The sequence below is a fragment of the Trichormus sp. NMC-1 genome (assembly GCF_001858025.1).
Classification (GTDB): domain Bacteria; phylum Cyanobacteriota; class Cyanobacteriia; order Cyanobacteriales; family Nostocaceae; genus Anabaena.
On the sequence record NZ_LZQD01000016.1, the window covers coordinates 16,130 to 35,168 of the forward strand.

Sequence of the window (19,039 nt, forward strand, 5' to 3'; positions counted from 1 at the left end):
TAATTTGTGATAAACAAGATCCCCGATTTCTGAACTTTGTACTTGGTTGAATGAGTAAGAACCCCACCCCCAACCCCCTCCCCGCAAGCGAGGAGGGGGCTATGATATATCTTAATCCTATTAATCCTTTAATCCTCAAATCCAAAAACCCCACTCCCAACCCCACAAGCGAGGAGGGGGCTATGATATATCTTAATCCTATTAATCCTGTTAATCCTCAAATCCTGGATATCCTGATTCAGACAATTTTTCTGATTCTGCTAAAATCGGATTGACATCAAACCATAATTCACCTTTATCTCGATATTCAAATACAAATCTACTACGGATTAATTTCTGATATCCTTTATCATCACTGACTTGTTTAGTTTCTTTAACACGGCGTAATAATTTCCATTCTTCAACAGAAATAGGTAAAGACATTTCATTACGTCGTTCACGAATAATCTTCTCTAAAGTGTTACTCTGGAGAGGAAATTTTTTATCTTTCATAATCCAGGGGTTTAATAACTTCAAAATATCGCGCACATGACCACCGCTAACCTGACATAAACGGTCTAAAGTTTCTGGAGTGTCAAAAATTTCGGTAACTTTATTTAAGCGTTCTTCTGGTGCTAAATTAGGGAATGCTCTAGCTAAAATCATCTGTTGCATTAGTGCTAATCCCCGTTCATGAATTCTACCATCTGAATACTTAACAGGAACCATTGGTAATATTTTCGGTTCTTCTGGGAATCGTTGGGTTAATGTGCCGTATTCATTAGAAAATTTCAACGCCAGAGGCATGGTATAAATAACATGACAATTAAGCTTGGTGAGATATTCACCTTGGTCTACAAATAGATATTCTTGTTGTGTTCGACCCCAGGGTTTAATGGTATTATCTATGCGGTCTAGGTTATCAACTATCACAACTAAACCATTTTTACCCTGTTGTTTGAGTTTAGAAATAGCAGGTTCTAAAAGTTCTTGATTAATTGCTTGTAATAAGTTGGTTTTCTGAGGTGCTAAATATTGATTTATTTTGGTTCTTAATGTTAAATCACTTTTCATTTTTGTGGTGATTTCCCCAATACCCAAAGACAAAGATAATTTTTGTCCATCCACAGTATAACCAATATCGTGACCAGCAAATTTACCTTTAGCACCTGTAACTTCAGAGTTTAAGATATTCCATGCACCTTGAAGTAACTCCTGAAATTTTTTCGGTTCTTCGAGGACAATTTTCTCAAGACTTTTACTAATGCGACTAGCAATGGCCAGAAACACATCAGCAATATCTACATCTGTGATTTCTAAATCTTCGCTAGATTCAAAATAGACAACATGAAAATCTGCGGCTTCTAATTCTACTTGTAACCGGAATAGTTCCGTTGATTTACCACAACCAATATGTCCAGTAAATAAGTTACAGGTAGGTTCATCTGGATTCCAATCTATATGATCTTTAATAGTGCTGATGATATCTTCACCACGCACCCCGGAAAAGTCAATATAACATTTTTGGTCTTCCACATTCCGCGCTACAAGAGTGCGTGCGGGGTTAGTGGCTTTATAAAAATCTTTTTCAGTTATTACCATCATGCCAGTAGTATGATTATCCTGATAGTTTCGGAATATCCCTACTGACAAGAATACTTGTTTTACAGCAATTTAAGTGATTTTTCAGATAATTTTAACGTAGATTGGGTTACGGGACAATGCAACCCAGTAAAATCTCGGAAAATCATAGTTTCATACTAGCTTTTGGTTTCTAGTCAGTTTTCTATCTTCTGATAGGACTTATTAATGTCAATAGTCTGTGGTGTCCAAGTCGGACCTTCACAACGAGGTCCTGCTGTTGTCCAAATAATCTTATCTAAACACATTTGCCGTGCATCCTTTCCCCAGGCATGATAGGCTATGTACTCAGTTTGACCATCTGGGGCAAAAACTATTGAGTTGTGGCCAGGTCCCTTAACATGACCAGGAAGCGATCGCAGCACCCGTGGGACAGCTTCATTACCCGCATCAGAATAAGTCCCCATGACACTATCCGCAACTCCATAATCGACACCGTAGTTCTCAGTTTCCCAGCACCCACCACTATAAAAGCAATAGTAGCGTCCTTCATGTTTGCGGACACAAGGACCTTCCAAAGTATGCCAATCATAGAATTCACCATACATCAACCGATTGTTTAGAAACCGCTGCCAATCACAGCGCGATCGCAAAACAACTGTTTCAACACCAGCCAGCTTTATCATGTTTTCGAGTCTGTCTACAGCGATCGCAGTTCCCGCACGTACACCCCCCTCTGTGTCCAGGAAATCGCGGGCATAAAACAAATACCACTGTCCATCGTCATCGCAAAACGGATGCGGATCAATCGCAAAAGGGCAATTATTCAAGTCTGTAAGTGGTTCACCAATATCCTCATAAAGGCCTAACGGACTATCACTTTTGGCAACCCGCAATTGATGATTTTTGTCCTCATGTCCCACCGAATAATAGAGGTAAAACTTACCATCAGAGTAAGCAACTTCCGGGGCCCAAAAATTATTTCCCAGTGCGGGATCTGGTCGCGGTAGCGCATTACCAACATAATGCCAATTCACAAAATCAAAGGAACGTAACAGAGGAAAAACTCGCTGTTTATTGGGGTCAAAATTTAGAACGTCGGCTATTTCGTCTACTGTTCCTGCTGCTTCTGCTGCACCAGTTCCAATGGCGTAGTATACCCCCAGGTGCTGCCAAACAAAAGGATCAGCAAAATAGCCTTTGTAAACCGGATTGGTATAGGTTAGCATCTTGATTTTTTCCGCGATATTTTCTTAGTATTTGCATCTTCTACCAAATTAAGATGAAGCTGCATAGAATACGATTTCCAGAATAATTAACCGTCTCACATAAAATTGGTATTAGTATTTGAAATTGATGTAAGTTTCAACTTTTTCTGTTGGTAAGTTTTCTACAACTTCACACCGCAACATTTGCTGTAAATTTTCGGATAGACTTTCGTAGTAGTCTCGTGGCAAAGTTAAATCTACCTTTGGTGTGTGTAACCAGTGCATAACATAACCCATGACTATCATCGGTCTTGGTTCGTTTGTCTGATTTGGTGAACCTCGATGTAGTCCTAAAGGCGATCGCATCATTACATCTCCAGGCTGCATATAGAAAGATTCCATCGGAATGTCACCTGTGGCAATCTTTCTTAGTCCCTCCTCACGTGGTAAAACATGAGTCCCACGCGCCATTTGAAATGGTCCATTCTCTGATGTTACTTCCACAAGTGGGAAGTTAACTGCTAGAGCATAGAGTGGCGTTACTATCTCGTCACAGAATAGAGGGCGAAAATCTCTATGAGTTTCCTGATAATCCGAACCCTGAAACGGTATATCAACACCTAATTGAACCATTACATATTCTTGGAAAAATACGCGCTCTAGGATACCCATAATTACTGGGTTGGCGAAGACATTTGTATTAGCAAATGGCATAACCCAAGGTAATGTTAGATAATACCGAGAAATTTCACGGGGAGCCAATCCACCTGGTTGATTTTGACGGGTTTTAAATAAGTTGTTAAAAGCTTCTGCCCACTGATTAATCAATTTTTTATCAAAAAGACCACGAATCACACAAATTCCGTCTCTCTTCAATTCTTCTGCCAATCTATCTAAATCACTAGCTGTATAGTGAATTACTGCGTCTATACTAATCATGTTTATTATTTTCTCCAACTACTGATGGTTAGAGTTGCATTTACATCATCCTCTAACAACAGATTTTTATAACTATTGGTCGATGTTGATAATATCGCAATATCTCTAATAATAACCTGTCAACTTTTGTTAATTAGTGCAGCTTTCTATCCTGAACCAACCATAGTCATGAGAATTAAAGGATTTTTATTTATTCAATAAATAAATTTAGATTTTATTAGTTAAAGGCGGGAAATATTCGATATTTATAGATTTAATAGTTCACAGGCACTAAATGTTAGATATTAAGAAATGTGTAGGGTGCAAAAAACCCCCGCACTGCCTCCTCCTGACTCCTGAATACTGCTGTAAGTATGTCAGCATAACTGAACATAACATTTTCAAGAGATAGATCCCGAAATTTTTGGATAAGTCGGGTATTTGGCATTTTTTAGGTTGAGTTTGTTACAGATGATTGTCGGTGAATGAGGTACAAACTGAAAATAAAAACATGGCTCTAGTGAGCGTAGCTTTAAGCATACACCACCCTGATTTCACTCCTAAATTCCGAATTCTGCTATATTTTGTCCCATTCTTAACAAGACATTAACAACCAAATTTATGAATAGCTAATTAATACTTTTAGCTTAAAAGAGGAGAATTAAAATCATTTTTGGATACTTTGCTCAAAATTGCTAGTTGGCAATAGCTATTATATTAATTATTGAGCAAGTTTAATATAATACATTGCTGAAATCAAGACCTATCTGCAAATACCCATGTTTTCAATATACTCGTTATAATTTGGTTTAAAAACTTTCTTGAATATTTTCATCTAACTGGATAAATATTTGGTTTATTTGTGTCATAATGTCACGAGCCGGAAGTCCATAAATAATATTTTGATGCCACTTAAAATTAGTTCAATGCAAGGAAACAACACTCCATTGACTCTAAAAAGCATAAATTAGTCCAGAAATCCTGTGATTTCTGTAAATAGACGAGTACAGTACACGGAAATAACTACATACAGCATATTGCAGCTAAAAGCGGGAATCAAACTACCATTAAAAGCAGTGCAAAAACACGGAATATCATTCTTTTTGCTTTTAAATTCTGATTTTTTATTTTTATTTTTGATTTCCGCGCAACGGTACTAGGTTGTATTCAACCAAAAATAGAAAAACAATTTTTTGTGGCAGTTAAGGAAGAGGTTTTAGATGAAAGCATTAGCTATCGAGAATTTGGAAAAATTCACCTCTGAGAGTGATAATAAGCAGATTTTGAGTTTCCAAGATCCGGCATATCCACGTCCGCATCTGCGGCGCTCAAACTGGCAAAGTTTGGACGGACAGTGGAAATTCGCTTTTGACGATGAAGGTAATTGCTCCCAACCCGGCGACCTTAGTCAATGGACTCATCATATAGAAGTTCCCTTCGCTCCTGAATCTACCAAAAGTGGGATTGGTGATACAGGTTTTCATGCCAACTGTTGGTATGAGCGAGAATTTGAAACACCTGCTGGAGAAGGGCGATTTCTGCTGCATTTTGGGGCTGTAGATTATCGAGCGCGGGTTTGGGTAAATGACCAATATCTGGCTGAACATGAAGGCGGCCATACCCCATTTAGCATTGATATTACCCACGTTTTGAATGACAGTGGCAAAACCAAGGTAACAGTATGGGCGCAAGATGATCCACACGAACTAGCGAAACCTCGTGGTAAGCAAGATTGGCAGTTAGAAGCTCACAGTATTTGGTATCCACGCACTACGGGGATTTGGCAGACTGTCTGGCTTGAGCGTGTAGGGACAACTTATGTGGATCACATTCGCTGGAGTCCTAACTTTGAACGCTGGGAAATTGGCTGTTGTGTGGCGCTGGCAGGTGATGTACCTGTTTCCGGCATTCAAATGAAGGTGAAATTGAGCGTTGGCGGTAAGGTATTAGCTAACGATACCTACGAAGTGTTCGACGGAGAAGTTAGTCGCCGCATTGCTTTGGCTGATCCTGGTATTGATGACTACCGCAATGAATTACTGTGGAGTCCAGAAAGACCAACTTTGATTGATGCGGAAATTCAGTTGGTGTATAACAACCAAGTGCTAGATGCAGTCAAATCCTATACTGCATTGCGGACAGTGAGTATTCAGCGCGATCGCTTTATGCTTAATGGTCGTCCCTATTATTTACGGCTGGTTCTCGACCAAGGTTACTGGCCAGAGTCGCTGATGACAGCACCGGATGATGATGCATTGCGGCGTGATGTGGAACTGGCTAAAGCAATGGGTTTCAACGGAGTTCGTAAACACCAAAAAATTGAAGATCCTCGGTTTTTATATTGGGCAGATGTCTTAGGCTTGCTAGTATGGGAAGAGATGCCCAGTGCCTATCGCTTTAGCCATAAAGCTGTAGAACGTATGACTCACGAGTGGACTGAGGTCATCAACCGCGATATTAACCATCCCTGTATTGTCGCCTGGGTTCCCTTTAATGAATCCTGGGGAGTTCCTAACTTGGTTGAGACGGCTGCCCATAGAAATTATGTTTTGGCAATGTATTATTTGACCAAAACCCTTGATCCTTCTCGTCCGGTAATTGGTAATGATGGTTGGGAAAGTACAGATACAGACATTCTCGCTATTCATGACTACGACACCCAACCCCAGCAATTGGTTCATCGTTATGGCCCAGAAGTGAAATTATCAGATTTGTTTGAGCGTAAGCGTCCTGGTGGACGTATCCTCACCTTGGACAATTATCCACACCAGGGACAACCGGTCATGCTGACAGAGTTTGGTGGTATTGCTTATGCACCTGCTACCCAACCTCAAGCAGACAAAGCTTGGGGATATGAGCGTTGCTGGAATATCACCGAGCTAGAAATGAAGTACGCTGCTTTACTCGAAACTGTGAATAATATCGAGATATTCAGCGGCTTTTGTTACACACAATTCACTGATACATTCCAAGAAGCTAACGGTTTATTGTACGGCGATCGCACGCCAAAATTTCCCATTGAAGCAATCCGTGCTGCTACTCTTTCAGGACAAGGATTATGTACTCCCACAGCTTGTTAAAGCCGGATGGACGGCAAATGACATTGTACAGCCGTTGCCCAATTTCTGAAGCAATTATAGCCACTAGCCCCAGTAATGAGCCAGTGCGGGCAAATCCCCACTTGCGTTGGCATCCCCTGCGAGGTGAATGGGTGGCTTATGCTAGTCATCGTCAAGGACGGACTTTTTTACCACCCCCAGAATATAACCCCCTCGCCCCTAGCCGCAACCCTGATTTCCCTACTGAATTACCAGTCGGTAAGTATGATGTGGCAGTATTCGAGAACCGTTTTCCCTCGATGGTAACGACGGCAAACAATCCACCTGATTGCATTGTGGAAACCTTACCGGCAAATGGCGCTTGTGAGGTTGTGGTGTTTACCCAAGATGCCCATGCTTCACTTTCGTCCTTGACAGTGGAACATTTGGATTTAATTTTGCAAGTTTGGAGCGATCGCACGGAGGTTTTAGGCAAAAATCCCCAAATTCAATATGTGCTACCCTTTGAAAATAAAGGTGTGGAAGTTGGTGTAACTTTACATCATCCACATGGGCAAATTTACGCCTACCCGTTTGTGCCACCTGTGCCAGCGAGGATGTTAGAACAACAGCAACGGTATTATCAGGAACATCAACGCGGGTTGTTAGCGGATTTGATTGAGAAAGAAATTGCTGATAATCAACGGATAATTTATGAAGATGAGGATGCGATCGCATTCGTTCCTGTCTGTGCGCGTTATCCTTATGAGGTTTGGGTAGCACCAAAACAGCCAGTTGCCACTTTCTCAGACTTAAGCTTAGAACAACGTTGGGGAATTGCTAAAGCCTTAAAAACTGTCACTCTCAAATATGACGGCTTGTGGAATCGTCCCTTTCCTTACTTAATGTCTTGGTTCCAAGCGCCTACGGATGGTTTAGCACATCCAGAGGCACATTTACACGCCCAGTTTTATCCACCATACCGCACGAGCGATCGCTTGAAGTATTTGGCAGGAACAGAACTTGCAGCGGGGATGTTTGCTAATGACGCTTTACCAGAGGAGAAAGCCAAGGAATTGCAAGCAGTGAGTGTTAATCTGCGAATGCCAATTTCGGCATAAAGGGAAAATAGGTAAATTAAAAAAGGCGCATTCGTTATGAGGTGCGCCTTTTTTTGCTGTTATTGTTTTCCTGAACTCTAACTAACACAAAGTCAAGGCATCTCATCTGGTAGAGGTACGAAGAAACAGTAGTATTTATTCTGAAGGTAGGAAACTTCTCCCAGAGTTTCAAATAAAATATCCAGAAGCCAAATTATAAACTGGATGAGAGTAACTATGACTGAGCTAAACTTAGAGCCAGGAAAGATTTATGAATTTGCTGATCATGAGAATTTTAGAGTGTTCTTGCGCTTAAAATACCTGAATACAGTTTTTAACCCAATCAGTAAAGAAATACAACTACATTTTGAGAATTTGGACGCTTCTGTTGATAAACACAAAGATATTTATTTGAGTCAAAGCGATATCTACCAACAGGTAGGGGGTATCAACGAAGCTAGTGAATATCAGGTTAGGTATGAGTATTAATTAATTAGGAAATTATTTTTGTGCTTCCCAGTTTGACGAAGGAGGATTAATTGTTAGTTTTTTGTTAGTTTTTCGTCTGCTGTTCATTAATCCCATAGCGATCGCTTGAAGTATTTGGCAGGAACAGAACTTGCGTCCGGGATATTTACTAACGACGCTTTACCAGAAGAAAAAGCGAAGGAATTTTTCAAATCGGTTGCTGCTACTTTCTCTCAATGCTATCACAGAGTCTCTGACTCTGCTATCACTTAGGGATTTACAAATAAACTTGCTTCCACATGAAAGAATTCTCCCAATTTTTGGGCTAATTCTGAAGTTATATTTTGATTACCATTTAAAATATCATCAACCAAAATTTCTGAACCTAAAACAGTTTGTAAATCAGCTTTGCTTTGGTTAGATTGTTCTAAAAGAAATAACAGCATAGATTGAGGATCATTCTGTTGATTAATTTGATAATATTCTTGTTCAAACTTTTCAATTAAAGTGATTAATAATTGATATAGTTCATTTTCTTCGGGCGTGCGTTCACGATGCATTAAATCTTCCACAATAGCTAAAGCTTGTTCATTTTCTGCTTCGGTCTTGATAAGTTTGGGAAGATAGACTGTTAATAGTTTTTTGTATCTTTCTGGATTAAAAGTAATGGTCATTTTTCCAATTATCCTTATCGTATTCTGAATGGGTGAGGATATATTTAATATAAATTAATTGACCTTCATAATCTATACTAACAATCAAGCGGTATTTATTGCCTTTAATATTGAAAACTGTAAAATTACCTACAGCCTCAGCTTTGGGAAAAACCTGCTGTACTTCAACCAAGTTTGACCATTTAGCTTTACTAGCAATTTTATACCAGTTGTTTAGTGCTTCCTCACAATCAGCGTGGTTTTCTGTATATTCTCTTAATATTTTAAAACTAATAACGTGCATCTTCCCTGATTAAAAAAGAGAGTATTAAAATCATAGGGCAGTAGGGTGATGCTAAAGACTAACGCACCTCATAAAAAGATTAAAATGTCAGAATCAGGATTTATGGCTTTAGCTTGCGTGGCGTATGACTCCTACGTCGTCACGCAAGCTATAGCCATAAGCCTCCCGTCAGGGATACAGAATTAAAGGATGAACAGAATGAAAAAAATACAGAAAATTAAATCCTCTAAATCCTTAAATCTTATCAATTCTGATTCAGACGATTAAGATACTAAAGCCTGATTTCTCCCTATGCTAAACCTGACTCTCTAGAACCGAGTTAGTTGCAGCCAATCTTCTCCCGTAGCGAATAACAATCCACCCTGTAACATACATAAACAAACCGTAAATCGCAGCCGATATACCCATCTCAGGATTGTTGAGTAGTCCGACACTAATTGCGAACGCTAGTGTGCTATTTTGAATGCCAACTTCAATGGTAATGCAGATTTGTTGAGGAGGATTGAGCTTAAACAGCTTAGTAGTATAAAATGCTGCCAAAATTGAGATGCTATTCAACAGCACAACACCAACACCAACTTGGAGAATAAAACCAGGAATACGGTTCCACTCACGAACGATGAGCATGATAATAATGACCGCAAGTAAACCAATTGCTAGGCGGTTAGTCACTTTTTCTAGACGACGGGCAGGTTCTGGAAATATTTGTCGCAACACCATTCCTAAACCTATAGGCAGAAGCGTCATCAGAAAAATTTGCAGTATTGTTGCACCAATGGGCAGGGCGATGGCGGCAGTTTCTCCCATAAAGTGCTTGTATGCTAAGTTTCCCAACACCGGAATCGTAAATACTGTAATTACACTGCTAAAAGCAGTCAGAGTGACAGAGAGTGCAACATCACCTTTAGCGAGGAATGTGAATATATTCGAGGATGCTCCACCTGGACAAAGTGCTACTATCATTAATCCCATAGCGATCTCAGGTTGCATCGGTACAACTTTAGCAACGACAAAACCAATAATAGGTAAAAAAACTAACTGACTGATCAAGCCAATTGAGACAGCTTTGGGATACTTCTTTACACGCTGGAAATCTTCTGGCACAAGAGATAAACCCATTCCTAGCATGATGATAGCCAAGGATATCGGTAAAACAACCGCACTCAAAAAGCTTGCTTGCATAATCAAGTTTGTATGAATTAAACACAAAAATGATATCAGACTGTTTATACAGGAGTTGCACCTGCTACAAGCCCAGTTTTATCGACGAATGTAATTAGATTTGAGTGTACCCCACCTGGACACAGTGCTATTATCATGAAACCCATAGCGATCGCAGGTTGCATCGGTACAACTTTAGCAATGACAAAACCAATAATAGGTAAAAAAACTAACTGATCAAGCCAATTGAGACAGCTTTGGGATACTTCTTTACACGCTGGAAATCTTCTGGTACAAGAGATAAACCCATTCCTAGCATAATGATAGCTAGAGCGATCGGTAAAACAACCGCACTCAAAAAGCTTGCTTCCATAATCAATTTTGTCTGAAATTACACAAAAGATAATATCAGACTGCTGTTAGTAGTTCACAACCTCAGACAGACGCAGACAGACGAAGAAGAACTGGATAATTATCTGTATCTATCTGTGTTTATCCCCATGAACGAAGAAGTCTCCGCCAAGTTGAAACTCATGAGACAAACCCTAGCTGAAACCGAAACCCAGGCTATACGTTTACGCGGTACAGATTGGTTTGCTTGGGCAACTGCGGGCGCTTCTCACACTGTCTTACTAACTTCAGAAACTGGCGTAGCAGAAGTATTAGTAACTGCGGAAGGTGCGTGGATATTAACCGATGAAATTGAAGCGCAACGCCTGAAAGATGAAGAATTACCACCAAATTTTCAAGTACACATCAGTCCTTGGGCTGAAGCTGACAAACGTGAAACTTTTGTCCGTGAAATTACAAACGCTGGAAAAGTTCTTAGTGATAAACCTGTTCTGGGGGAGCAACCATTACCAGCATCTTTACAAAACCGGAAGCGGGTACTGATGCCCAGCGAGTTAGAACGATATCGCCAAATAGGACTGCAAGCCAGCCAAGCGATGACAGAGGTACTCACAGCCGCCGAGCCGACTTGGACAGAATACCAGTTAGCTGGTGCTGGTGCAGAAGCATTATGGACAAGGGGACTGCATCCAGCAGTGACGCTGGTAGCTGGAGAGAGGCGTTTACCCTTATACCGTCATGCCACACCCACAGCAGAACCAATTGGACGACAAGCAATGATGGTATTTTGCGCTAGAGGTTATGGTTTGTATGCCAATTTGACGAGATTTGTAAGTTTTGGCAACCTTTCAAATGAGAATGCCGAATTGCACCGCCATATCAGGGAAATTGAAGCAGTAACCTTAAATTTATCTCAACCTGGAACTGCCCTAAACGCAATTTATCACGCCCTAGCTCAAGCTTATACACAACATGGATTTCCCCATACTATCCTTGAACATCATCAGGGAGGAACTACAGGATATTTAGCCAGAGAAATTATCGCAACTCCAACTGCTACCGATACTTTAACAGCAGGAATGGCTCTTGCTTGGAATCCAAGTGTACGGGGTGCAAAGATAGAAGATACTTTTGTAATGCTTGAAGATGGGAAATTAGAGAATTTGACTTTTGACTCAAATTTTCCCAGTGTAGAAGTAGAAGGGAGATTACGGGCTGTGCCTTTAGTTAAATAAACATAACCGCAAATTTCAGGTATAAACTTAATTCTTCCTTTGCGCCTTTGCCCCTTTGCGCCTTTGCGCGAAACCAAAACATTATGAATTTTAAAGAAATATTCAATACCATACCCGAAGCAGAAGCCAGTGCGCCAGGCCGGGTAAATTTAATAGGTGAACATACTGACTATAACGATGGTTTTGTGCTGCCAACTGCCATTCCTCAAAGCACAACAGTATTACTGGGTATGAGTAGAGATAACGCGCACCATTTTTACTCAGAAAATTTAAATGAGCAAGTCACTATATTAGATACGCACCATTCACCATCTGGATTTGCCAGCTATATTTATGGCTGTATTGAAGTATTAAAAACCGCAGGCTACACAATACCATCTCTGTTGGTATATATAAAATCTTCAGTGCCTATGGGTTCGGGTTTATCTAGCAGTGCGGCTTTAGAAGTAGCAACCGTCAGAGCAATCCGTCAACTTTTTGATCTCCCTCTCAATGATGTGGAAATTGCCCAATTGGCACAACAAGCAGAAATTCACTATGCTGGTGTGCAATGCGGCATTATGGATCAAATGGCTGCTAGTTTAGCGGATAGCAAACATATTTTATTTTTAGATACTCGTACCCTAGAACGCTATCTCGTGCCTTTTCCACCTGGAACAGAGATTATAATAATAGATAGTGGTGTGCCGCGTACACTTGCCACTAGTGGTTATAACCAGCGTCGGGCTGAGTGTGAAGCGGCGGCGCATTTGTTGGGAGTGAAAGCACTGCGAGATATTACTAATGTTGACGATACAAATATATTACCTCAACCGTTATGCGATCGCGCCCGTCATGTGATTACAGAAAATAACCGCGTCTTGGAAGCTTTACAGGAAGTCACACCTGAGCGGTTTGGAGAGTTGATGAACGCTTCTCATGCTAGTTTGCGGGATGATTACGAAGTTTCTGTACCTGCGCTGGATACTTTGGTAGAAATTTTGCAGAAAACGCCAGGAGTATTTGGTGCAAGGCTGACAGGTGCAGGTTTTGGAGGAGCTTGTGTTGCTTTAGTTACATCAGGTCAAGGAAGAGATATTGCGACAAAAGTAGTTGAAGAATACAACCATATAGGTTACAACGGCCAAATTTTAGTACCTACAATCAATTTATGACTTTTGTAAGTCTCTTAATTCTGGTTTGTTGTACTTCACAAATGTAGGAATTGCTATCAACAGAAATGGATTATTTGCATTTATTTGCATTTATTTGCATTGCTCTGCTGTTAAAATTAAATAACTCCCACTTTTTGCTGCTGATAAATCTCTTTAAACAAAGCTTGCCGTTTTTTATGATCTACAATTGGTGCAGGATAACCCACAGCACGACGTTCCAAAGGCAGAATATTACCACTGACTAAATATTGGCTATCTACAGATCGCAATTCTGACACCCATTGGCGAATATATTCTCCTTCTGCATCAAACTTTTGTGATTGACTTGCGGGGTTAAAAATCCGTAATGGTTTGGGATCCATGCCACTAGAAGCGCTCCATTGCCAACCTCCATTATTAGCAGATAAATCACCGTCAATGAGTTTCTGCATAAAATATTTTTCTCCCCATTGAGGATTAATAATTAAATCTTTAGTTAAAAAACTAGCAACAATCATTCTACATCGATTATGCATCCAGCCACTTTCATTTAACTGGCGCATGGCTGCATCAACTATCGGATAACCCGTTTTTCCCTCACACCAAGCTTGAAAATGTACTTCATTATTTTGCCAAGGAAAGTTTTTGAAACTATCTCTATATGCACCTTCAGATAATGCGGGAAAGTGATACATAGCGTGTTGATAAAATTCCCGCCAAGCTAATTCTTGTTGCCATGTGCGGATACTTGCTGTAACTTCTTCGCTACGACTATTGTCTAATGCTTCTATTGTCGCTTGCCAAACTTTGCGAATACTAATTACACCAAATTTCAATGCTGCACTTAATTGAGATGTTCCATCAATAGCAGGAAAGTTACGCTGTTCCTGGTATTCATTAATAGCAGATTTTGTAAATATTTCTAAGCGTTTTTGTGCTGCTGATTCTCCTGGAGAAATAATTAATTCTCCATCCCAAATAAATCCTAAATCTTGAGAAGATGGTAATTTAATTGCGCCCGCTTGTTGAGCAATTTCTTGTTCTTGTTCTGTTAAACCTGCAAAATTTGGCAGAGTTTCTACAGGAGTTGCTTTGGGTTTAGTAATCCAATTTTTCCAAAAAGGAGTATAAACAGTGTAGGGAGTTTTAGAACCACTAAAAATTTCTGCTGGTGAATGAAGTAATTGATCCCAATTTTGGTGAAGAAATTCAATACCTTTTGCTTTTAAAGAATCAATTACGGCGATATCTCTTGTTTGTGAATATGGTTCTACGTCCCAATTCCAAAACACAGCTTTAGCTTTTAAAGCCTGCGCTAAAACCGGAATCCCTATCACTGGGTTGTTGTGCAGAATTAACAATTGGCTACCAGCTTGACTATATTGCTGTTGCAGTGCTTGCAAGCAGCCAATCATATAAGTTACTCTAGCAGGAGCTATATCATCTCGCTGCAAAATATCAGGATCAAGGCAAAATACACCTACCAATTTTGCACTTCGCTCTCTTGCAGCGGCTAGTCCTGTATTATCAGAAATACGTAAATCCCGGCGATGCCAAAACAGAATGAGGTCAGACATTAGACATTAGTATAGTTTCTTTGTACTATTTTACATCTAAAAGCACACTTGCGCTCTTACTTTTTTTTGTTTTTATGGGACTATTCCCATCCCCTCAAAGAGATAAAACTTTGTATGCTGGGTTTATTAGGTCTTAATAGTTCTTTAAAAACTGGTGCAAGAGGATTTTAGATTAATTGTTGACTTAGTGTCAGTGTTTGCTGTCGCCGCCTGCGGTGGACTGTTGGCTGCACTCTTAAAACAACCAGTTTTACTGGGGTATATCATCGGCGGGATGGTTGTCGGACCATCTGGACTGGGACTAATTAAAGAAGTTGTGCAGGTGGAAACCCTGGCTCAGTTCGGAGTAGCTTTTTTGTTGTTTGCCTTGGGTGTAGAATTTTCCTTGGCAGAACTCAAGAAGGTAAAAGCGATCGCTATTGGTGGCGGTACTTTACAAATTGCCCTCACCATTTTGATCACGGTTTTGGTATGTGGGATAACAGGCGCTTGGGGAAGTTTACCAGCTAAAGGCGTATTTTTGGGGTCAATTCTCTCTTTGTCTTCTACAGCAGTTGTCCTCAAATGCTTGATGGAACGCAACGAAACAGAAACACCCCATGGGCAAGTAATGCTGGGCATTTTGGTAGTGCAAGACTTGGCTTTGGGACTGATGTTGGCTGTATTACCAGCCCTCCATGAACCAGCTGATGTTCTGGGGATAGCAGTGTTAACAGCCCTAGTCAGGATTGGCTTATTTGCTGCTGGGGCAATTGTAGCGGGAATTTGGTTAATTCCTCCTTTACTAAGACTGTTAGCCCGTACTGAAAGCCGGGAGCTATTTTTGTTAGGGGTGGTAACTCTGTGTTTATGTATTGCCCTATTAACAGAATATTTGGGGCTATCAATCGAGATGGGAGCGTTTGTGGCTGGGTTGATGATTTCTGAGGTTGAGTACGCCGACGAAACACTGACTATTGTTGAACCGCTACGGGATATCTTCGCCAGTTTGTTTTTTGCTGCTATTGGGATGTTAATCGACCCAGTGTTTTTGTGGAACAACCTGGAACTAATTCTCGGACTTGTCGCCCTAGTGTTTGTAGGCAAGTTTTTAATTATCACACCTCTAGTTAAATTATTTGGCTATCCATTAAAAACAGCTTTAATTGCTGGGCTAGGACTGGCACAAATTGGAGAATTTTCCTTTGTTCTTGCCAGTGAAGGGCAAGCTTTGGGTTTAGTTTCCCGACGCATATATTTACTGATTTTGGGAACTACCGCAGTCACACTGATGTTGACTCCTTTTGTTCTGCGTTTAGTACCATTTTTATTTGATTTTGCTGAATCAATGCCTTGGCTAAAACCTTATTTGGTGGAAGATCAAGCCCGTGATTTTTCCGAAGATGTGCCACTAAAAGACCATATAGTAGTATGCGGCTACGGGCGAATTGGTAAGAATTTGGTGAAGTTATTACAGCGACACCAGTTACCTGTGGTAGTTATTGACCAGTCAGAAAGTCGCGTTCAGCAGTTACGAGATGCTGGCATACCTTATGTTTATGGTAATGGCGTAAGTTTTCATGTGCTGGAAACGGCGGGTGTGAATCATGCTAAGGGAATGGCGATCGCTCTCCCTGACCCTGCAAGCATTCGTCTGTGCTTAAAACGAGCTTTGGAATTATCCCCAGAACTAGATTTAGTTGTCCGCGCTACCCAAGATAAAAATATTGAGGTGCTTTATCAACTAGGCGCGAGGGAAGTGGTGCAACCAGAGTTTGAAGCCAGTTTAGAAATGGCAACCTATTTACTAACCGGGGTTGGTTTATCACCAGAAGTAGTGCAGCAACAAATGCAGGAAATCCGCAAGGATCATTATTTAGAATTGCGTCCAGAGTGTTCAGCTGCGGAAGTTTCCGAATATTTACAACAAGTAACCCGCGATCTGAATCGTCGCTGGTATGATCTACCATCCGGTTCTCCCTTGATTGGGATGAGCTTAGAAGAAGCTGATATGCGCTACCTCACGGGTGTAAGTTTAATGGCTATACGACGATCTCATGGAGAAGAAATAGATTATCCTAACAGTCAAACTCAATTAGAAGAGGGCGATCGCTTACTGGTTGTAGGTGAGTCTGAGGAATTAGCCGCATTAGCAGAATTTGCCCAAGGACAAGTAGCTGTTCCCAATAAAAATAACGCTTGTCAATGGGTAACACTACAAGCAGATTGCCCTATTTTGGGTAAAAATTTGGCAGATTTGACCACTGATGAACAGTATGGGGTAAAAGTGCAGGCAATTCGGCGAGATGGCAAGTTTATCCGTTTTCCTCATGGCAGCATAGACTTAAAAACAGGTGATCAAGTCCTGCTATGCGGTAGTTTGTCAAGCCTGAATCAACTTCAACAATTTTTTATTGGCGCTTGTGGATTATCCCTAGCGCTGCCAATGGTTAAATTTGGTGAGGTAGAGAGTATCTAAAAGAGGTCATAAGCTGTTTTTAAGTTGGTACTATATTATGTCCGGCTAATTGCTGATCAAAAAACTCTCCGCGTCACCGCGTCAGCACTAATGATAAGTATTCAACCGGACACGATATTATCTCTAGTGGGGGTATTGACATACCTCCTCATCCTAAAGGAGCGAGGATTCCTTGACACTTCGCTGGGTTGCGCCACAAGTGGTCTTACCATCCCTCCGTGTCCGTTTAAAGTCTCCCAATGCCCTATGGCGACTCTACCTAAATTTTACCATAAAGCCGTCCTTCAAGGACGGGGCTTGTATCCCATTCTTTTCGGTCAAGAGTCTAAATTGGCAACTTCAAGTTTTGCATCTCTTGGGACTAATCCTCTTTCTATGACTGTCTCACTTTGCGGTTTCATATAAGCGATCGCTTGCTTCCAAATAGTGATTTGCTCACTGTTTCCATCTAAAATACACACACAATTGGCATCTTGCCAAAAAACCTTACCTATGATTAAGTCTCCCGTCACGAGTTTTAATTCGACAGTTGGTTTTTGTTTAATCCAATTTTGCACTTGTCGAATGCTAGGAAGAGTCGTGTCAAATTCAGTTGTTGCCATTTTTGGTAATGATATATGCACAAGGCACAATGTTTAATTAAGCAGTAATTTATCTTTGATAATTCATCTAGGGAAAAATGGCAATCGAATTTAATAAATATCACGGTTTAGGTAATGATTTCATTCTTATTGATAACCGTTCATCTTCTACACCCCTAATCACACCAGAAGCAGCGGTGAAATGGTGCGATCGTCATTTTGGTATCGGGGCTGATGGCGTAATTTTTGCTCTTCCTGGTGACAACGGTGCTGACTACACCATGCGAATTTTTAATTCTGATGGTTCGGAACCGGAAATGTGTGGTAACGGCATTCGTTGTTTAGGGGCGTTTTTAGCTGAATTAGAAGGCTTATCTCGCACTAAAGACCATTATCGCATTCATACTCTAGCCGGTGTGATGACACCCCAACTCATGGACGATGGTCAAGTAAAGGTGGATATGGGACTACCCCGGTTACTTGCTGAAGAAATTCCTACCACTCTCACACCTGCTGACAGTAAAGTGATTAATCAACCCTTAGAGGTGGCTGGGAAAACTTGGGATGTTACCTGTGTCAGTATGGGAAATCCTCACTGCATTACCTTTGTTGAAGATGTTGCTGCTATTCAACTGGAAAGCATCGGACCTAAGTTTGAACACCATCCAGTTTTTCCCCAAAGAATCAACACAGAATTTATCGAAGTAGTCAATCGTAATTACTTGAAAATGCGGGTTTGGGAACGTGGTGCAGGTATCACCTTAGCTTGTGGTACTGGTGCTTGTGCTTCTTTAGTAGCTGGGGTATTGAATGATTTATGCGATCGCACTGCAACTATAGAATTACCAGGAGGACTATTAGAAATTGAATGGTCAGAAATTGATCAACGAATTTACATGACTGGACCGGCAGAACGAGTCTTCACGGGCAAGTTTTAGCCTTATTGAATAGATTGATTTGACTAGCGGCTAGTCGTTTTACCTGTATTAGCGTATGTGTATGGCGACCTGCCGCTAGATAATCCGGAAATAAGGAACTTCCAAAGAAAAAAATGTCCAATTTGTAGGGTGGGTTAGGCGCACAAGATAATATCATAAATATCAAGATTTGCACCCGTTGCGACGTAACCCACCATTTATACTGGCAAGGGTGGGTAAAAGTGGATTACGCTCCGCTCTACCGCAGCCATGCCCGCAAAGCTACACCCACTCTACAGTCTCTACAGTTTTTGGGTAATTTATTTTTTGGTGTTCCCTAAGAGAAAAGTCAGAGAAGAGAAAAAACAAAACCCCCC

General features: G+C 40.8%; 16 protein-coding genes and 1 pseudogene. 7 read left to right on the forward strand and 10 right to left on the reverse strand.

The annotated features are described in order from the left end of the window. Nucleotides 1-210: 210 nt before the first annotated feature. The 4 genes from A9Y75_RS25280 to A9Y75_RS28895 form a co-directional block, all read right to left on the reverse strand. On the reverse strand, nucleotides 211-1,581 hold the full coding sequence (locus tag A9Y75_RS25280) for an AAA family ATPase (protein ID WP_071192573.1): 1,371 nt from the start codon (nucleotides 1,579-1,581) through the stop codon (nucleotides 211-213). Nucleotides 1,582-1,757: 176 nt separating this feature from the next. Continuing rightward, a complete protein-coding gene (locus tag A9Y75_RS25285; RefSeq protein WP_071192575.1) occupies nucleotides 1,758-2,789 on the reverse strand; it encodes a glycoside hydrolase family 43 protein in 1,032 nt (343 codons plus the stop codon). A 111-nt stretch (nucleotides 2,790-2,900) separates the two neighbouring features. Continuing rightward, entirely contained in the window at nucleotides 2,901-3,707 is an 807-nt protein-coding gene (locus A9Y75_RS25290; protein ID WP_071192577.1) for a phytanoyl-CoA dioxygenase family protein, read from the reverse strand. A 277-nt stretch (nucleotides 3,708-3,984) separates the two neighbouring features. Further along, entirely contained in the window at nucleotides 3,985-4,134 is a 150-nt protein-coding gene (locus A9Y75_RS28895; RefSeq protein ID WP_177176294.1) for a hypothetical protein, read from the reverse strand. Nucleotides 4,135-4,906: 772 nt separating this feature from the next. Between A9Y75_RS28895 and A9Y75_RS25295 the strand changes: the two genes are divergently transcribed. The 3 genes from A9Y75_RS25295 to A9Y75_RS25305 all read left to right on the forward strand — a co-directional run bounded on the left by A9Y75_RS25295 (nucleotide 4,907) and on the right by A9Y75_RS25305 (nucleotide 8,313). Then, nucleotides 4,907-6,766 carry a glycoside hydrolase family 2 TIM barrel-domain containing protein gene (locus A9Y75_RS25295; protein WP_071192578.1) on the forward strand — a complete coding sequence of 620 codons (1,860 nt, stop codon included), beginning with the start codon at nucleotides 4,907-4,909 and terminating at the stop codon, nucleotides 6,764-6,766. Continuing rightward, nucleotides 6,745-7,845: a galactose-1-phosphate uridylyltransferase gene (galT, locus tag A9Y75_RS25300; RefSeq protein WP_071192580.1), complete on the forward strand. Its 1,101-nt coding sequence runs from the start codon at nucleotides 6,745-6,747 to the stop codon at nucleotides 7,843-7,845. The genes A9Y75_RS25295 and galT overlap by 22 nt, the downstream gene beginning before the upstream one ends. Before the next feature lie 216 nt (nucleotides 7,846-8,061). Next, on the forward strand, nucleotides 8,062-8,313 hold the full coding sequence (locus A9Y75_RS25305) for a hypothetical protein (RefSeq protein ID WP_143046509.1): 252 nt from the start codon (nucleotides 8,062-8,064) through the stop codon (nucleotides 8,311-8,313). Between the two features lie 248 nt (nucleotides 8,314-8,561). Here A9Y75_RS25305 and A9Y75_RS25310 read toward each other — a convergent pair whose 3' ends face one another. The 4 genes and pseudogenes from A9Y75_RS25310 to A9Y75_RS27040 form a co-directional block, all read right to left on the reverse strand. Then, nucleotides 8,562-8,966 (reverse strand): hypothetical protein, encoded by a 405-nt coding sequence (locus tag A9Y75_RS25310; RefSeq protein ID WP_071192584.1) that lies wholly within the window; start codon nucleotides 8,964-8,966, stop codon nucleotides 8,562-8,564. Further along, on the reverse strand, nucleotides 8,950-9,249 hold the full coding sequence (locus tag A9Y75_RS25315) for a type II toxin-antitoxin system HigB family toxin (protein ID WP_071192586.1): 300 nt from the start codon (nucleotides 9,247-9,249) through the stop codon (nucleotides 8,950-8,952). Before A9Y75_RS25315 ends, A9Y75_RS25310 begins: the two co-directional genes overlap by 17 nt. A 294-nt stretch (nucleotides 9,250-9,543) precedes the next feature. Continuing rightward, entirely contained in the window at nucleotides 9,544-10,431 is an 888-nt protein-coding gene (locus A9Y75_RS25320; RefSeq protein WP_071192593.1) for a bile acid:sodium symporter family protein, read from the reverse strand. 77 nt (nucleotides 10,432-10,508) lie between these two features. Continuing rightward, nucleotides 10,509-10,783, reverse strand: a pseudogene (locus tag A9Y75_RS27040) (bile acid:sodium symporter family protein); the annotation flags it as partial. A gap of 127 nt (nucleotides 10,784-10,910) precedes the next feature. Between A9Y75_RS27040 and A9Y75_RS25325 the strand changes: the two are divergent. Then, nucleotides 10,911-11,996, forward strand: a complete 1,086-nt coding sequence (locus A9Y75_RS25325) for a M24 family metallopeptidase (protein WP_071192595.1) — start codon at nucleotides 10,911-10,913, stop codon at nucleotides 11,994-11,996. A gap of 83 nt (nucleotides 11,997-12,079) precedes the next feature. Next, nucleotides 12,080-13,150, forward strand: coding sequence for a galactokinase (galK, locus tag A9Y75_RS25330; RefSeq protein ID WP_071192596.1), 1,071 nt, complete (start codon nucleotides 12,080-12,082; stop codon nucleotides 13,148-13,150). Between the two features lie 116 nt (nucleotides 13,151-13,266). On the opposite strand, the gene A9Y75_RS25335 is transcribed toward galK, so the two are convergent. Beyond that, a complete protein-coding gene (locus tag A9Y75_RS25335; RefSeq protein ID WP_071192598.1) occupies nucleotides 13,267-14,706 on the reverse strand; it encodes an FAD-binding domain-containing protein in 1,440 nt (479 codons plus the stop codon). Nucleotides 14,707-14,860: 154 nt separating this feature from the next. Between A9Y75_RS25335 and A9Y75_RS25340 the strand changes: the two genes are divergently transcribed. Then, the gene (locus A9Y75_RS25340) at nucleotides 14,861-17,164 is read left to right on the forward strand and encodes a cation:proton antiporter (RefSeq protein WP_071192599.1); all 2,304 of its coding nucleotides are present in this window, start codon (nucleotides 14,861-14,863) and stop codon (nucleotides 17,162-17,164) included. A 317-nt stretch (nucleotides 17,165-17,481) separates the two neighbouring features. Here A9Y75_RS25340 and A9Y75_RS25345 read toward each other — a convergent pair whose 3' ends face one another. Next, nucleotides 17,482-17,766: a hypothetical protein gene (locus tag A9Y75_RS25345; protein WP_071192601.1), complete on the reverse strand. Its 285-nt coding sequence runs from the start codon at nucleotides 17,764-17,766 to the stop codon at nucleotides 17,482-17,484. A gap of 77 nt (nucleotides 17,767-17,843) precedes the next feature. On the opposite strand from A9Y75_RS25345, the gene dapF reads away from it, so the two are divergent. After that, nucleotides 17,844-18,683 carry a diaminopimelate epimerase gene (gene dapF, locus A9Y75_RS25350; RefSeq protein WP_071192603.1) on the forward strand — a complete coding sequence of 280 codons (840 nt, stop codon included), beginning with the start codon at nucleotides 17,844-17,846 and terminating at the stop codon, nucleotides 18,681-18,683. Nucleotides 18,684-19,039: the final 356 nt, after the last annotated feature.

Coding starts and splice junctions, on each gene's coding strand:
- A9Y75_RS25280 (WP_071192573.1), bottom strand. CDS start 1,581: ATGGTAATAACTGAAAAAGATTTTTATAAAGCCACTAACCCCGCACGC.
- A9Y75_RS25285 (WP_071192575.1), bottom strand. CDS start 2,789: ATGCTAACCTATACCAATCCGGTTTACAAAGGCTATTTTGCTGATCCT.
- A9Y75_RS25290 (WP_071192577.1), bottom strand. CDS start 3,707: ATGATTAGTATAGACGCAGTAATTCACTATACAGCTAGTGATTTAGAT.
- A9Y75_RS28895 (WP_177176294.1), bottom strand. CDS start 4,134: ATGCCAAATACCCGACTTATCCAAAAATTTCGGGATCTATCTCTTGAA.
- A9Y75_RS25295 (WP_071192578.1), top strand. CDS start 4,907: ATGAAAGCATTAGCTATCGAGAATTTGGAAAAATTCACCTCTGAGAGT.
- galT (WP_071192580.1), top strand. CDS start 6,745: ATGTACTCCCACAGCTTGTTAAAGCCGGATGGACGGCAAATGACATTG.
- A9Y75_RS25305 (WP_143046509.1), top strand. CDS start 8,062: ATGACTGAGCTAAACTTAGAGCCAGGAAAGATTTATGAATTTGCTGAT.
- A9Y75_RS25310 (WP_071192584.1), bottom strand. CDS start 8,966: ATGACCATTACTTTTAATCCAGAAAGATACAAAAAACTATTAACAGTC.
- A9Y75_RS25315 (WP_071192586.1), bottom strand. CDS start 9,249: ATGCACGTTATTAGTTTTAAAATATTAAGAGAATATACAGAAAACCAC.
- A9Y75_RS25320 (WP_071192593.1), bottom strand. CDS start 10,431: ATGCAAGCAAGCTTTTTGAGTGCGGTTGTTTTACCGATATCCTTGGCT.
- A9Y75_RS25325 (WP_071192595.1), top strand. CDS start 10,911: ATGAACGAAGAAGTCTCCGCCAAGTTGAAACTCATGAGACAAACCCTA.
- galK (WP_071192596.1), top strand. CDS start 12,080: ATGAATTTTAAAGAAATATTCAATACCATACCCGAAGCAGAAGCCAGT.
- A9Y75_RS25335 (WP_071192598.1), bottom strand. CDS start 14,706: ATGTCTGACCTCATTCTGTTTTGGCATCGCCGGGATTTACGTATTTCT.
- A9Y75_RS25345 (WP_071192601.1), bottom strand. CDS start 17,766: ATGGCAACAACTGAATTTGACACGACTCTTCCTAGCATTCGACAAGTG.
- dapF (WP_071192603.1), top strand. CDS start 17,844: ATGGCAATCGAATTTAATAAATATCACGGTTTAGGTAATGATTTCATT.